This window comes from Achromobacter sp. D7-1 (assembly GCF_059760445.1).
In genome coordinates, this window is sequence record NZ_JCBAMT010000030.1 from 52,505 (window position 1) to 64,874 (window position 12,370).

Annotated in this window: 13 protein-coding genes; 6 read left to right on the forward strand and 7 right to left on the reverse strand. The window is 67.1% G+C overall.

The genetic code is table 11. The features are described from left to right. The first annotated feature begins 10 nt into the window (after nucleotides 1-10). Genes AC6LKD_RS15135 through AC6LKD_RS15155 form a run of 5 tightly spaced genes read left to right on the forward strand, consistent with a single transcriptional unit; the run spans nucleotide 11 to nucleotide 3,637 of the window. Complete coding sequence (locus tag AC6LKD_RS15135; protein ID WP_498116662.1) at nucleotides 11-493, forward strand: MaoC family dehydratase; 483 nt, start codon at nucleotides 11-13, stop codon at nucleotides 491-493. Then, nucleotides 490-1,272, forward strand: coding sequence for an enoyl-CoA hydratase/isomerase family protein (locus tag AC6LKD_RS15140; RefSeq protein ID WP_013394064.1), 783 nt, complete (start codon nucleotides 490-492; stop codon nucleotides 1,270-1,272). The genes AC6LKD_RS15135 and AC6LKD_RS15140 overlap by 4 nt, the downstream gene beginning before the upstream one ends. A gap of 20 nt (nucleotides 1,273-1,292) precedes the next feature. Next, nucleotides 1,293-1,688, forward strand: a complete 396-nt coding sequence (locus tag AC6LKD_RS15145; RefSeq protein ID WP_498116663.1) for a Zn-ribbon domain-containing OB-fold protein — start codon at nucleotides 1,293-1,295, stop codon at nucleotides 1,686-1,688. Beyond that, nucleotides 1,685-2,842, forward strand: coding sequence for a thiolase family protein (locus AC6LKD_RS15150; RefSeq protein ID WP_013394066.1), 1,158 nt, complete (start codon nucleotides 1,685-1,687; stop codon nucleotides 2,840-2,842). Before AC6LKD_RS15145 ends, AC6LKD_RS15150 begins: the two co-directional genes overlap by 4 nt. 18 nt (nucleotides 2,843-2,860) lie before the next feature. Beyond that, the gene (locus AC6LKD_RS15155) at nucleotides 2,861-3,637 is read left to right on the forward strand and encodes an SDR family NAD(P)-dependent oxidoreductase (protein ID WP_498116664.1); all 777 of its coding nucleotides are present in this window, start codon (nucleotides 2,861-2,863) and stop codon (nucleotides 3,635-3,637) included. 41 nt (nucleotides 3,638-3,678) lie between these two features. Here the strand turns inward: AC6LKD_RS15155 and AC6LKD_RS15160 are convergent, their stop codons facing one another. The 4 genes from AC6LKD_RS15160 to AC6LKD_RS15175 form a co-directional block, all read right to left on the reverse strand. Further along, a complete protein-coding gene (locus AC6LKD_RS15160; protein WP_498116665.1) occupies nucleotides 3,679-5,283 on the reverse strand; it encodes an ABC-F family ATPase in 1,605 nt (534 codons plus the stop codon). Between the two features lie 162 nt (nucleotides 5,284-5,445). Further along, nucleotides 5,446-6,450, reverse strand: a complete 1,005-nt coding sequence (locus tag AC6LKD_RS15165) for an MDR family oxidoreductase (RefSeq protein WP_498116666.1) — start codon at nucleotides 6,448-6,450, stop codon at nucleotides 5,446-5,448. Nucleotides 6,451-6,478: 28 nt separating this feature from the next. Next, complete coding sequence (locus AC6LKD_RS15170) at nucleotides 6,479-7,450, reverse strand: Bug family tripartite tricarboxylate transporter substrate binding protein (protein ID WP_492275269.1); 972 nt, start codon at nucleotides 7,448-7,450, stop codon at nucleotides 6,479-6,481. Nucleotides 7,451-7,515: 65 nt separating this feature from the next. After that, a complete protein-coding gene (locus AC6LKD_RS15175; protein WP_013394071.1) occupies nucleotides 7,516-8,724 on the reverse strand; it encodes a CaiB/BaiF CoA transferase family protein in 1,209 nt (402 codons plus the stop codon). A 149-nt stretch (nucleotides 8,725-8,873) separates the two neighbouring features. On the opposite strand from AC6LKD_RS15175, the gene AC6LKD_RS15180 reads away from it, so the two are divergent. After that, nucleotides 8,874-9,821, forward strand: coding sequence for a LysR family transcriptional regulator (locus AC6LKD_RS15180; RefSeq protein WP_498116667.1), 948 nt, complete (start codon nucleotides 8,874-8,876; stop codon nucleotides 9,819-9,821). A 21-nt stretch (nucleotides 9,822-9,842) separates the two neighbouring features. Here AC6LKD_RS15180 and AC6LKD_RS15185 read toward each other — a convergent pair whose 3' ends face one another. Genes AC6LKD_RS15185 through AC6LKD_RS15195 form a run of 3 tightly spaced genes read right to left on the reverse strand, consistent with a single transcriptional unit; the run spans nucleotide 9,843 to nucleotide 12,233 of the window. Then, nucleotides 9,843-10,886 carry an LD-carboxypeptidase gene (locus AC6LKD_RS15185; RefSeq protein WP_498116668.1) on the reverse strand — a complete coding sequence of 348 codons (1,044 nt, stop codon included), beginning with the start codon at nucleotides 10,884-10,886 and terminating at the stop codon, nucleotides 9,843-9,845. Further along, on the reverse strand, nucleotides 10,883-11,374 hold the full coding sequence (gene tadA / locus AC6LKD_RS15190; protein WP_013394074.1) for a tRNA adenosine(34) deaminase TadA: 492 nt from the start codon (nucleotides 11,372-11,374) through the stop codon (nucleotides 10,883-10,885). The genes AC6LKD_RS15185 and tadA overlap by 4 nt, the downstream gene beginning before the upstream one ends. Nucleotides 11,375-11,384: 10 nt before the next feature. Next, nucleotides 11,385-12,233 carry an HAD family hydrolase gene (locus tag AC6LKD_RS15195; protein ID WP_013394075.1) on the reverse strand — a complete coding sequence of 283 codons (849 nt, stop codon included), beginning with the start codon at nucleotides 12,231-12,233 and terminating at the stop codon, nucleotides 11,385-11,387. Between the last annotated feature and the right edge of the window lie 137 nt (nucleotides 12,234-12,370).

Consider the following 12,370-nt stretch of genomic DNA (forward strand, 5'->3'; position numbering starts at 1 on the left):
AGAGTCCGCCATGATCACCTTGGACTCCATCGCGGCGTTGCACGCCTTTTCCGGGCAGCCTGCCGCCCTCACGCCCTGGCAGGCGGTAGACCAGGACACCATCAACCGCTTCGGCCTGGCCACCGGCGATACGCAGTGGATCCACATGGATCCGCAGCGCGCGCAGGCCGAATCCCCCTACGGCGCGGCCATTGCGCACGGCCTGTTGACGCTCTCCCTGCTGCCCAGCTTGTACGCATCCGCCATACGCTTTCCCAACCGCAGGCTCGCGGTGAATTACGGCTTTGACCGCGTGCGCTTCACGCAGGCGGTCAAGGCCGGCGCACGCATCCGGGGTGCATTTGCGCTGGCTGGCGTGGACGAGCTGCCCGACGGCCAGGCGCGTCTGGCCTGGGATGTGCGCATCGACATCGATGGCGAGGAACGGCCGGCGCTGGTCGCGCGCTGGCTCACGCAGATCGCGTATCACCCAGCCCAAAAGGAGCAGGCATGACACTTAAGATCACCCGCCACGGCGCCACCGCCGTGCTGGCCATGGACCGGCCCGATCAGCGCAACGCGCTCAGCCTTGAGATGCGCGATGCATTCGCGCATGCCCTGCCGGAACTGCGCGAGGACGACGGCATCAAGGCCGTCGTGCTGACGGGTTCCGGCGGGCATTTCTGCGCCGGCGGCGACATCAAGTCCATCGCCCAGGCGCATGCGGCGGGCCTGGACGCCTTCGAAGGACGGGAACGCATCCGCAAGATCCACCGCTGGTACGACGCGCTGGTGGATCTGGAAAAACCGGTCATCAGCGCGGTCGAAGGCGTTGCCTTCGGCGCCGGCCTGTCGCTGGCGCTTTGCGCGGACTACGCCATCGCGCGGCGCGGCGCCACCTTCTGCGCCGTGTTCGCCCGCATCGGCTATGTGCCCGACATGCTGGGCATGTATCTGCTGCCGCGCGCGGTCGGCCTGGCGCGCGCCAAGGAACTGGTGTTCACCGCCCGGGTCTGCGAGGCCGAGGAGGCGCTGGAACTGGGCCTGGTGCAGGCCTTGTGCGACGGCGACCCGCTGGAACAGGCGCTGGCCATGGCCGAACGCTTCCATGCGGCGCCGACGCAGGCGCTGGGCCTGGCCAAGACGATCATGAACCGGACTTTCGAGTCCAGCCGCGAGGACATCTACGCGCAAGAGGCCATGGCCCAGGCCATCTGCCGCGACAGCGCATTCCATCGCGACGCCGCTCGGCGTTTCGTGGAAAAACTGCCTCCTGCCTACAAATGGGATTGAACGACAAGGGATTGAACGACATGCCGACAGAAACCCAAGCTGCCGAACCCGGACCCCAGGCCCGCTACGAGGCCTATCTGGACGAAGGCCGTTTCATGCTGCAGCGCGACCGCGCCAGCGGCGAGTTTTTCTTCTATCCGCGCGTGGCCGCGCCGCGCAGCGGCTCACGCGACCTGGAATGGGCCGCCCCCAGCGGGCTCGGCCGGGTCCATGCCGCCACCGTGATCCATCCGCGCCCGCCCGAAACGCCCTACAGCGTCGTGCTGATCGACCTGGACGAAGGGCCACGGCTGATGTCGCGGGTGGACGGCATTCCCGCGCAGGAGGTGCGTATCGGCGCCCGGGTGCGCGCCCGCGTCATCCAGGAGGCCGGACGCGGCCTGCTGGTATTCGAACCCACGGCGGAGCAGGCATGACCCAAGACCGTTTCCCGCGCGGCAAGGCCGCCATCGTGGCCGGCGCCACCTACGGCATAGGCCAGATGCCCGGCATGAGCTCCATGGACCTCGCGGTCGGGGCCAGCCTGGCGGCCCTGGACCAGGCGGGACTGCGCCCCGACCAGGTCGACGGCCTGTTCATCGGCCTGCCCGACGACTTCATGTCCGGCCTGGGCTTTGCCGAATACCTGGGCATCTCGCCGCGCCTGACCGACAACAACCGCACCGGTGGGTCCTCCTTCCTGACCCACGCCATGTGGGCCGCGCTGGCACTGGAGGCGGGCCAATGCGACGTGGCGCTGATCGCCTACGGCAGCAACCAGCGCAGCGGCGCGGGCAAGCTGGTCAGTTCCATGCGTCCGTCTCCCAACGAGGCGCCCTACCGGCTGGCGCGCCCCGTGGGCGCCTATGCGCTGGCAGCTTCACGCTACGCCCACCAGTACGGACTGAAGCGTGAACAGCTGGGCGCGGTCGCCATCGCCGCGCGCCAATGGGCCATGCTCAATCCCGAGGCCGCCATGCGCGAGCCCCTGGACATGGCGCAATACCTGTCGGCCCGCATGGTCGCCGAGCCCCTGAGCGTGCGCGACTGCTGCCTGGTGACCGACGGCGCGGCCGCCGTGGTGATGACCCGCGCCGACCGAGCACGCGACCACTGCGCCCGGCCCGCTTATCTGCTGGGCGCGGCGGCCGCCACCGACCATCGCGAGATCACCAATATGCCGGACCTGACGGTGACCGCCGCCGTGCGCAGCGGTGCGCGCGCCTACGCCCAGGCCGGCGTGCGTCCGCAGGACATCGACGTGCTGGAGCTGTACGACGCTTTCACCATCAACCCCATCCTGTTCCTCGAAGACCTGGGATTCTGCGCCAAGGGCGAAGGCGCGGCCTTCGTTGAAAACGGCCGCATCGCGCCGGGCGGCGAACTGCCGGTCAACACCAACGGCGGCGGCCTGTCCTGCGTGCATCCCGGCATGTACGGCCTGTTCACCATGGTCGAAGCCTACGTCCAGCTGGCCGGCCTGGGCGGCGCGCGCCAGGTACCTGGCGCCAGCCTGGCGCTGGCGCACGGCAACGGCGGCGAACTCTCCAGCCAGGCCACGTTAATCCTGGGCGCGGCCGAAACGCTCTGAACCCCCACAAGGAAAACCATGAATCACACCGCTTACCTGCTCGACCAACGCAGCATCATCGTGACGGGCGCCGCCCAGGGCATAGGCCGCGCCATCAGTGAACTGGCCATGCAATTGGGCGCGCGCGTCACGGCCGTGGACATGAACGCCGACGCGCTTGCCGCGTTTGAGCGCGAGGCGCCGCAAGGCCAGTTGCTGACCCTGGCCGGCGACGTGTCGGACCCGGCCTTCGCCGAAGCGACGGTGGCGCAGACGGCCGAACGTTTCGGCACGGTCGACGGCCTGGTGAACAACGCCGGCATCACGCGCACCGCCATGATAGAAAAGATGACCCAGGAAGCCTGGCAGAAGGTGATCGACGTGCACCTGACCGGTTCCTTCCAGTTCCTGCAGGCCGTCGGCCGCCATATGCTGGCGGTAGCGCGCGAGACCGGCAAGCCCGGCGGGTCGGTGGTCAACATCACCTCGGACGCCGGACGCCGCGGCACTATCGGCCAGATCAACTACGCCGCGGCCAAGTCGGGCGTGCTGGGGCTGACCATGAGCGCGGCGCGCGAATGGGGCAAGTACGGGATACGGGTCAACACCATCGGCTTTGGCGTGGTGGAAACGCCCATGACGGAAACCATACGCGGGGACAAGTTCCGCGACACCTATCTGTCGCAGATCCCGCTGGGTCGCTTCGGCCAGCCTGAGGAGGTGGCCTGGCCGGTGTGCTTCCTGCTATCGGATGCCGCCTCGTACATGACGGGGCAGCATCTTTATGCCAATGGCGGGATGACCATCGGCATGTAAGGCACCGCCAGGGCCGCCGCGCCTGGCGGCCCGCGGCGTCCTCAGGCGTCGATGCCGCGCGAGGTCAGGTAGTCGTCGTAGCCGCCGCGGTAGTCGACGATCTCGCCCGTGGGCAGGATTTCGATCACGCGCGTGGCCAGGCCGGAAACGAACTCGCGGTCATGCGACACGAACACCAGCGTGCCTTCGTACTTTTCCAGCGCGAACTGCAGCGACTCGATCGATTCCATGTCCAGGTGGTTGGTGGGTTCGTCGAGCAGCATGACGTTGTGCCGGCCCAGCATCAGGCGGCCGAAGGTCATGCGGTTCTTTTCGCCGCCGGACAGCACCGTGGGCGCCTTGGGCAGGTCGTCCGCCGAGAACAGCAGACGGCCCAGCACCGAACGGATGGACTGGTCATCGTCACCCGGCTGGCGGTGGTCGCCCATCCAGTCCAGCAGATTGATGTCGGTCTGCAGGAACTGGTCGGACACGTCCTGCGCCATGTAGCCCAGGTCAGCGTTCTCGGACCACTTCACGTCGCCCGAATCGGGTTGCAGGTCGGTGGCCAGGAGGCGCAGCAGCGTGGTCTTGCCGACGCCGTTGGCGCCGATGATGGCGATCTTCTCGCCCGCGTCGACCATGGCCGAGAACTTGCGGATGACGGGCGCGTCGTAGGCCTTGGTCAGGTTCTCGACGGTGACCGCCAGGCGGTGCATGACCTTGTTCTGTTCGAAGCGGATGTACGGGTTCTGGCGCGACGAGGGCTTGACCACGACCTGGTCGGCCTTGATGCGGTCGATCTGCTTCAGGCGCGAAGTGGCTTGGCGCGACTTAGACTTGTTGGCGGCGAAGCGGCGCACGAAGTCCTGCAGTTCGGCGACGCGTTCCTTGGCCTTGGCGTTGTTGGACACCAGGCGTTCGCGCGCCTGGGTGGACGCCAGCATGTAGTCATCGTAGTTGCCGGCATAGATGCGGATCTCGCCATAGTCCACGTCGGCCATGTGCGTGCACACCTGGTTCAGGAAGTGGCGGTCGTGGCTGATGATGATCATCGTGCTCTGGTAGCCGTTGAGCACGTTTTCCAACCAGCGGATGGTGTTGATGTCCAGGTTGTTGGTCGGCTCGTCCAGCAGCAGCACGTCGGGATTCGAGAACAGGGCCTGCGCCAGCAGCACGCGCAGCTTCCAGCCCGGCGCCACTTCGCGCATGGGCAGGTTGTGCTGGTCGACGGCGATTTCCAGGCCCAGCAGCAGTTCGCCGGCGCGGGCTTCGGCGGTATAGCCGTCGTACTCGGCGAACTTGGCCTCCAGGTCGGCCGCGCGCATGTAGTCGTCTTCGGTCGCTTCCGGGTTGGCGTAGATGGCGTCGCGCTCGGACATGGCGGCCCACATCTCGGTGTGGCCCATCATGACCACGTCCAGCACGCGCAGGTCTTCAAACGCGAACTGGTCCTGGCGCAGCTTGCCCAGGCGCACGCCCGGCTCCAGCGACACGTTGCCCGCCGATGCTTCCAGGTCGCCGCCGATGATCTTCATGAAGGTCGACTTGCCGGAACCGTTGGCCCCGATCAGCCCGTAGCGGTTGCCTTCCCCGAACTTGACGCTGACGTTCTCGAAAAGGGGTTTGGGGCCGAACTGGATGGTGAGATTGGCGGTGGATATCACGGTGTGTTTTAGAGGCTAAAGGCGTCTGGGACGCGTGCGGGAAACCTGACATTGTACCAAGCCCGCTTGACGCCCGCCCTGCCCCACGCTTGGCGCCCCCGCAATCCGTCTCGCAAGCCGGACCGGGAGCGGCCTTCCCGCCGCCCACGCGCCTACCCGCCGCTACTGGTTGACGTCGATGACGTACCTGCCGCGATTGCCGCCCGCCATCATTCTTGCGGCAAGCTCCGGCACCTGTCCCAAGCCAGCCGTCATCACAATATCGGCGAACGGCGTATCGCCGTACACCCGCCCCAGCCGCTCCCAGGCCTCGCGGCGCCGCGCAACCGGACACATCACCGAGTCCACCCCCAACAGGCGGACGCCGCGCAGGATGAAGGGCATGACCGTGGCAGGCAGGTCGACTCCGCCAGCCAGGCCGCAGGCCGCGACCGCGCCACCGTACTCCGTCGAGGCCAGCACCCGTGCCAGCACGGCCGATCCCACCGTGTCCACCGCGCCGACCCAGCGCTGGTTCTCCAGGGGTTTGGAAGCCTGCGCCCACTCCGCGCCCGCAAGCACTTCGGACGCGCCCAACGAAATCAGATAGGGATGCACGGCCTCGCGCCCGGGCCGCACCAGCGCCGCGACCCGATACCCCAGGCGTGCCAGGAGCGCCACCGCCACGCTGCCGACCCCGCCGGACGCGCCGGTCACCAGCACCGTGCCGCTTCCTGGACCGATACCCGCGGCTTCCAGTTCCATGACGCATAGCATGGCGGTCAAACCTGCCGTGCCGATAGCCATGGCCTTGAAGCTGTCCAGGCCCGGCGCCAGCGGCACCAGCCATTCCGACTTGACACGCTGCACCTGGGCATAGCCGCCCCAATAGCGCTCGCCGACGCTCCAGCCGGTCAGCACCACCGGAGTTCCAACAGGATAGTCCGGCGCGTCAGAGTCAATCACCGTACCGGCCAGATCGATCCCGGGCACCATGGGAAAGTCGCGCACGATCCTGCCCGTGCCGGTTACGGCCATCGCATCCTTGTAGTTCAGGCTGGAGTAATCGACCTTGACCGTCACGTCCCCGGCCGGCAGTTGGGCGATGCTCAACTCCTGCAAATGGCACTGCGTCTTGCCGTCCGCCTGCGTCAGCACCAGGGCCTTGAATGGGTCGTCATGCTTCATGCTGCGTTCCTTTGTAGTTGGTTGGGTGTCAATCCACCCGGCTGCCCGAGAGCTGCACGAGTTCGCCCCAGCTGCGGTATTCCTGGCGCAAGAGCTGCGAGAATTCCTCCGGCGTATCGACGCGCGCGAACGCGCCGATGGCCTTGAGCGACTGGGCCAGCGCCGGCGTGGCGACCGCGTCGCGGATTTCCTGGTTCATGCGCCGCACGACCGGCTGGGGCGTTCCCTTCGGAAACAGCATCCCCAGCCAGGGATTGGCCTGGAACCCGGGGTAGCCTGCTTCGGCGAAAGTCGGCGTATCCGGCAGCATGGGCAGGCGCTGGCTCGCACCCACCGCCAGCGCCTTCAGGCGACCGGACTGGATATGCGGCAGGGTCACCGCCACCGTGTCCAGGCCGATGGCGACGTTGCCGGCGATCATGTCGGTCATGGCTTTGGCGCTGCCCTGATACGGGATATGCGTCAGCTGCAGCTTGGCCTCGCGCTCCAACATCACCATGCCCAGGTGCGACAGGGTGCCGTTGCCCGACGAGGAAAAATTCAACGCGCCGGGATGACGCTGCGCGTACTCCCGCAAGCTCGCCACGTCGCTGAACGGCTGAGCGGCATTGGCCACCAGCACCATGGGCAGGTCGGCCACCAGGCCGACGGGTTCGAAGTCACGCAAAGTGTCGTAGCCGGTCGATTTGTAGAGGTGCGGATTGCTGACCAGCGACGCGGTCGCCGACAGCATCATGGTGTAGCCGTCGGGCGCCGCCTTGGCCAGCGCCGCCAGCGCGATGCTGCCGCCCTGCCCGGGCCGGTTCTCCACGATCACGGGCTGGTTCAATCTGGCCGACAGCCTCTCGGCCAGCAGCCGCGCTACCGCGTCCGTCGCCTGCCCCGGCGGAAAGCCCACCAGCAGCTTGACCGGCTTGGCGGGCCACTCGGGTCCGGCCTGTGCTGGCGTCGCCGTGATCAGGCCCGCTGCCAAGATCCATCCTGCTGTCCATGCGCGCATCGTCGTCTCCTCCTGGTGGCGCCCGGAGCCTGTCTCAAGGCGGCTCCGTGGCGATGGAATCCGTACTAGATAACGCCCCGCTCCCGCAGGGCTGCCTGCTGCTCGCCGCTGATGCCCAACGCGCCCAACACCTCCGCGTTGTGCTGCCCCAGGCTGGGGCCGGCGTGATGCACCGCGCCCGGCGTCGCCGAGAACCTGGGCACCACGCTTTGCATCCGTACAGGCCCCAGCTCTTCATCCTGCACCGAGACAATGCCCTGGCGGGCTGCGATATGCGGATCGCGGAAGATGTCGGCGATGTCATAGATCGGGCTGAAGCCGACCGAGTGCGCGTCAAGCAAGGCCCCCAGTTCGGCCAGCGTATGGCGCGCGATCGCCGCGGCCACCAGGGCATCCAGCGCCTCGCGGTTGCGCACCCGGTCTGGATTTGTCAGGTAGCGCGGGTCCTGCGCCACGCCGTCCAATTCCAGCGCCACGCACAAGCGTTCGAAAATGCGCTGCGTCGATGCCGCGATCGAGGCCCAATGGCCGTCACGGGTCCGATAGACGTTGCCTGGCGCGGCATACTGGCTGCTGTTGCCCAGCCGGCCGCGGACGATGCCCAACTGGTCGTATTCGATGGGCAGGAAGTCCATGACCCGGAACATCGACTCCATCAGCGAACAATCGATCTCCTGGCCCTGCCCCAGCGGCGCGGCTTTTTCGCGGTACAAGGCGGCGACGATGCCCAACGCCCCAAACAGGCCAGCCACCGCATCCGCAATGGGAAAGCCCATGTGCAGGGGCCGGCCATCCGGTTCGCCGCAGATATTGGTCAGTCCGCTCATGGCTTCGAACACGCGGGCGAACCCCGGCTTGTTGCGGTAGGGTCCGGTCTGGCCGAAACCGGTCACGCGCAGGATGGTCAACGCCGGGTTCTGCTGGCGCAGCCACTCGCCCGGCATGCCCCAGCCGTCCAGCGTTCCGGGACGGAAGTTTTCCACCAGCACATCGAAATCCGGCAGCAGCCGCGCCACGATGTCGCGGCCTTCGGCGGTGCGCAGATCCACCGAAATGCCCTTCTTGTTGCGGTTCGCGACCTTCCACCACAGCGGCACACCATCCTTGTGCGGCGCCAGTGCGCGCAAGGGGTCGCCCGGCCCCGGAATCTCCACCTTCAGCACCTCGGCGCCCAGGTCCGCCAGCAGCGTCGCGGCCCAGGGGCCAGCCACCACGGTGGACAGGTCCAGGATACGCACGCCTTTCAGCGGCCCCGCATTTTCCTCGAAACTCATCTGCTGATTCCCCTGTTTCCAGCCGGACCTGTCCGGCGGGCACCGCCATGCGTACGCATCAAGTTGGGGGAATTCTGTGCTGAAATCAGCCCATCCGGAATGGGCATTCTTGATAAAGCAGTTATCTCCAATCGAGATGGGGCGCAGCCATGGACCTGAAGAACCTGAGGGTATTCACCCGCATCGCAGAAGCCGGCAGCCTGACCCGGGCGGCCGCAGCCCTGGGCATCGCGCAGTCCGCGTTGAGCCGCCAACTGTCCGAACTGGAACAGGAGTTCGGCGGCAGGCTGTTCTTTCGCACGGGGCGCGGGGTGCTCTTGACCGAACTGGGCGAAAGCCTGATGCCGCGCGCCCAGGCTTTGCTGCTGGAGGCCGACCAGTTGCTGGAGGAAGCGCAGGCCGCCCAGCGCAAGCCTGCGGGCATCGTCAACCTCGGGGTGATTCCATCGCTGTCGCAGCCGCTCATCGGCATGCTGCTGACCTACACGCAGGCACGCTATCCGGGCATCCGGCTGCGGGTATTCGAGGGTTACAGCGGGGAGATCGAAGCCTGGCTGGCCAACGGCAAGATCGACATCGGCATCTACAACCGGTACCGCGCCGCGTCCACCCGCCCGCAGGAGGTCCTGTTCGAAACCGAAATGAAATTGGTGACCAGCGCCGGCTCGGCGGTGGCCGCAAGCCGCGAACTACGCCTGGCCGATCTGGCCGCGGTGCCGCTGGCCCTGCCCGTACGTCCGAACTCCTTGCGTGCGGTGCTGGACAGCCTGACTTTGCGCGCCGGCATCGAACTGAATGTGGTGCTGGAAGCCGACTCCGGCGTCGTCATCAAGGACGCGATCCTGCGTGGCGGCCTGCACAGCATCCTGCCCAGCCACGCGGTATCAACGGAACTGGCGGACGGCAGCCTGGTTGCGATCGGTCTGGCAGATCCCGCTGTCCGGCAGACGGTACTGATGGACCTTAGCCGCCAGCGGCCCGCCACCGCGGCCACCCGGCAGCTGTTCAAGGCCTTGCCGGATCTTGCGCGGCAGGTTGTGGCCGGTGCGCCCGCCGACAAGCCGCGCCGGCCGCGCGCGGCGCGCCGGAGCGGCTGAGGTCGCGCAACGGCCCGAGGCTCAGTGCGTGTGCTCGTCCAGCACCAGGTGCGCCATGCCCTTCTCGGTGGCCAGGCCCACCTTCTGCCCGATAGGCAGGGTCGCCTTGGTCGCGACGTGGCCGTAAGGCAGGCCCGTCACCACCGGCACCTTGACCGTTTTCCGCAGCCAGGCCACCACTTCGTGCAGGTCGTAGCCATTGTCGTGCGCGGCCAGCTTGTAGTCCGAGAAGCGGCCCAGCACGATGGCCTTCTGCTTGCCCAGGATGCCGGCCTGCGCCAACTGGATCAGCATGCGTTCGATGCGGTAGGGATGCTCGGCCACGTCTTCCAGGAACAGGATGCCGCCGCGCACCTTGGGCATGTAGGGCGTGCCCAGCAAGGACGTCAGCATGGCGAGGTTGCCGCCCCACAGGATGCCGCGGCAGTCCACCGCATCGGCGTCCTGGGTTTCGAAGCTGAGGATTTCCAGTTCGCCGCGCATGATCTCGCCGAACAGGGCTTCGGTCAGGTCGTCGACCTTCTTGCCGCCGAAGTCATAGATGGCCGAGGCGCCGGTATAGCTGACCGCGCCGGTCTGCGCCAGCAGGCCCAGGTTGAAGGCGGTGAAGTCGCTCATGCCGACGAAGCGCTTGCCGCTGTCGGCCATGGCCCTCCAGTCGATCGCAGGCAGCAGCCGGCCCATGCCATAGCCGCCGCGCGTCACCATGACGATGGGCAGCTTCTGCTTGGCGGCGCGCGTCAGGCTGGCCAGGCGCTGCGCGTCGGTGCCGGCGAAGCGCTGGTGCTCAGCCAAGGCAGTGCGGTCCAGGGCGGTTTTGAAGCCCTGCTGCTGCAGGCGCTCGCGGGCCAGTTCGACCGTGGCCGGGTCGCGCACCGCGGAGGACGGCGAGATCAGGTAGATGCCGCGGGCGTCCGGCAGCACGTGGGCGTAGCTGTGGTCATGCCCGCAGTCTTCATCACATTCGTGGCCTGCGTGGCCATGATCGTGGTTGTGGTTGTGGTCATGCTCGTGGGCGGCGGCGGCTTTCGCACCGCGCGCCTTGGCGCCTTGGGATTTGCTCATGCTGCGGATTCCTTGCTGCGGCGTTCGCGGAAGAACCGGCGCAGCAGTTCGCCGCAAGGTTCCGCCAGCACGCCGCCGGTGACTGAGGTGTGATGATTGAGTTTGGGGACCGAGCCTACGTCCAGCACGCTGCCGCAGGCGCCGGTCTTGGGGTCGTAGGCGCCGAACACCACGCGGGCGAGCCGCGCGTGCAGCATGGCGCCGATGCACATGACGCAGGGCTCCAGCGTCACATACACGGTGATGCCCGGCAGGCGGTAGTTTTCCAGCGCTCGCGCGGCGCCGCGCAAGGCGACGATCTCGGCGTGGGCGGTGGGGTCGTGGTCGATGATGGTGCGGTTGTAGCCCCGCCCCAGAATGTCGCCCTGGGCCGACACCACCAGCGCGCCCACCGGCACCTCGCCGATGTCGTAGGCGGCCTGGGCCTCTTGCAGCGCCAGTTCCATGAAGCTGGCGTCCTGCGCGGTCCAGGGTTGAACCGCCGCCAAAGGGACTGCTTCAACCACGGTACACCCGGGACTTCAGTGCGATGCGGCCAGCCAGGCTGGTCACGGCTTCTTCCAGCCATTGATAGAGTTCGGCATGCTCGTCGTAGCGGGCCTGGTTCAGGTTCGACACCCGGCCCTCTTCGATGAAGCCCCAGGCCCGGCTGCGCTTGTCGCGATGCTTGGGGTCCCAGACGCCGAAGGCGAAGCCGCCGGCGCGGCGGATCAGCGAAAAGCACGGGATGTCGGTGTAGCCGTCGCCGACGAACACCATCTGGTCGAACGGCACGCGCAAGCGGTCCTCGGGCACCTTGCGGTTGACCTCGAAGGGCTTGTTGCGGAAGTCGCGGCCGATGATGCCTTTCTGGATATGGAACAGGTAGCGGGTCTTGTCGGTAAAGCTGACGATGCGGCGCGGAAAGGCGATGCCGCCATCGGCGCCGTAGACGAATTCGGACGCCCAGATCTCGGTGAATTCATGCGCGATGGGCGTGGAGCGGACCACGTCGCCAATGCCGCTGGAGATCAGGTAGAACTCCAGCTGCACTTGCGGCTGTTCGGCCCGCACCGCGGCGCGCAGGCGCTGGAACAGCGTGGGCACGCCATCGTGCAGTTCCAGCCGCGCGCCCCAGTCCTTCAGGCGTTGCTGCGTGATGAGGCCATGCTTGCCCGATTGCGACAGTTGGATCATCTGGTACAGGTAGGCGGGCACGGGGTCCCAATCCTGCTGCGACAGCAAGGGATCGACCTCATCCTTCCAGAAGGATGCCGTGTCCACGCCCATGCTTTCCAGGAAGCCGGACGTGCTGTCCGAGGCCAGCGTGTCGTCGAAGTCGAATATCAGGGCGATGACGTCGGACATGTATATGCGTGAAAAAGGGGCGACAGCCGCCATTTTGCCTGAATGTGGCGGCGGCTGCGCCCCTGTGGGCCCGGATGCAGGCCCTGTGCCCGACCCGTCCGCTTACTGGCGGACCGGCGCGGTCATGGGCGCCGCGG

Bases quoted from the DNA above. Each gene is read 5' to 3' on its own strand.
- AC6LKD_RS15135 (WP_498116662.1), top strand. From the start codon at position 11: ATGATCACCTTGGACTCCATCGCGGCGTTGCACGCCTTTTCCGGGCAG.
- AC6LKD_RS15140 (WP_013394064.1), top strand. From the start codon at position 490: ATGACACTTAAGATCACCCGCCACGGCGCCACCGCCGTGCTGGCCATG.
- AC6LKD_RS15145 (WP_498116663.1), top strand. From the start codon at position 1,293: ATGCCGACAGAAACCCAAGCTGCCGAACCCGGACCCCAGGCCCGCTAC.
- AC6LKD_RS15150 (WP_013394066.1), top strand. From the start codon at position 1,685: ATGACCCAAGACCGTTTCCCGCGCGGCAAGGCCGCCATCGTGGCCGGC.
- AC6LKD_RS15155 (WP_498116664.1), top strand. From the start codon at position 2,861: ATGAATCACACCGCTTACCTGCTCGACCAACGCAGCATCATCGTGACG.
- AC6LKD_RS15165 (WP_498116666.1), bottom strand. From the start codon at position 6,450: ATGAAGCATGACGACCCATTCAAGGCCCTGGTGCTGACGCAGGCGGAC.
- AC6LKD_RS15170 (WP_492275269.1), bottom strand. From the start codon at position 7,450: ATGCGCGCATGGACAGCAGGATGGATCTTGGCAGCGGGCCTGATCACG.
- AC6LKD_RS15175 (WP_013394071.1), bottom strand. From the start codon at position 8,724: ATGAGTTTCGAGGAAAATGCGGGGCCGCTGAAAGGCGTGCGTATCCTG.
- AC6LKD_RS15180 (WP_498116667.1), top strand. From the start codon at position 8,874: ATGGACCTGAAGAACCTGAGGGTATTCACCCGCATCGCAGAAGCCGGC.
- AC6LKD_RS15185 (WP_498116668.1), bottom strand. From the start codon at position 10,886: ATGAGCAAATCCCAAGGCGCCAAGGCGCGCGGTGCGAAAGCCGCCGCC.
- AC6LKD_RS15195 (WP_013394075.1), bottom strand. From the start codon at position 12,233: ATGTCCGACGTCATCGCCCTGATATTCGACTTCGACGACACGCTGGCC.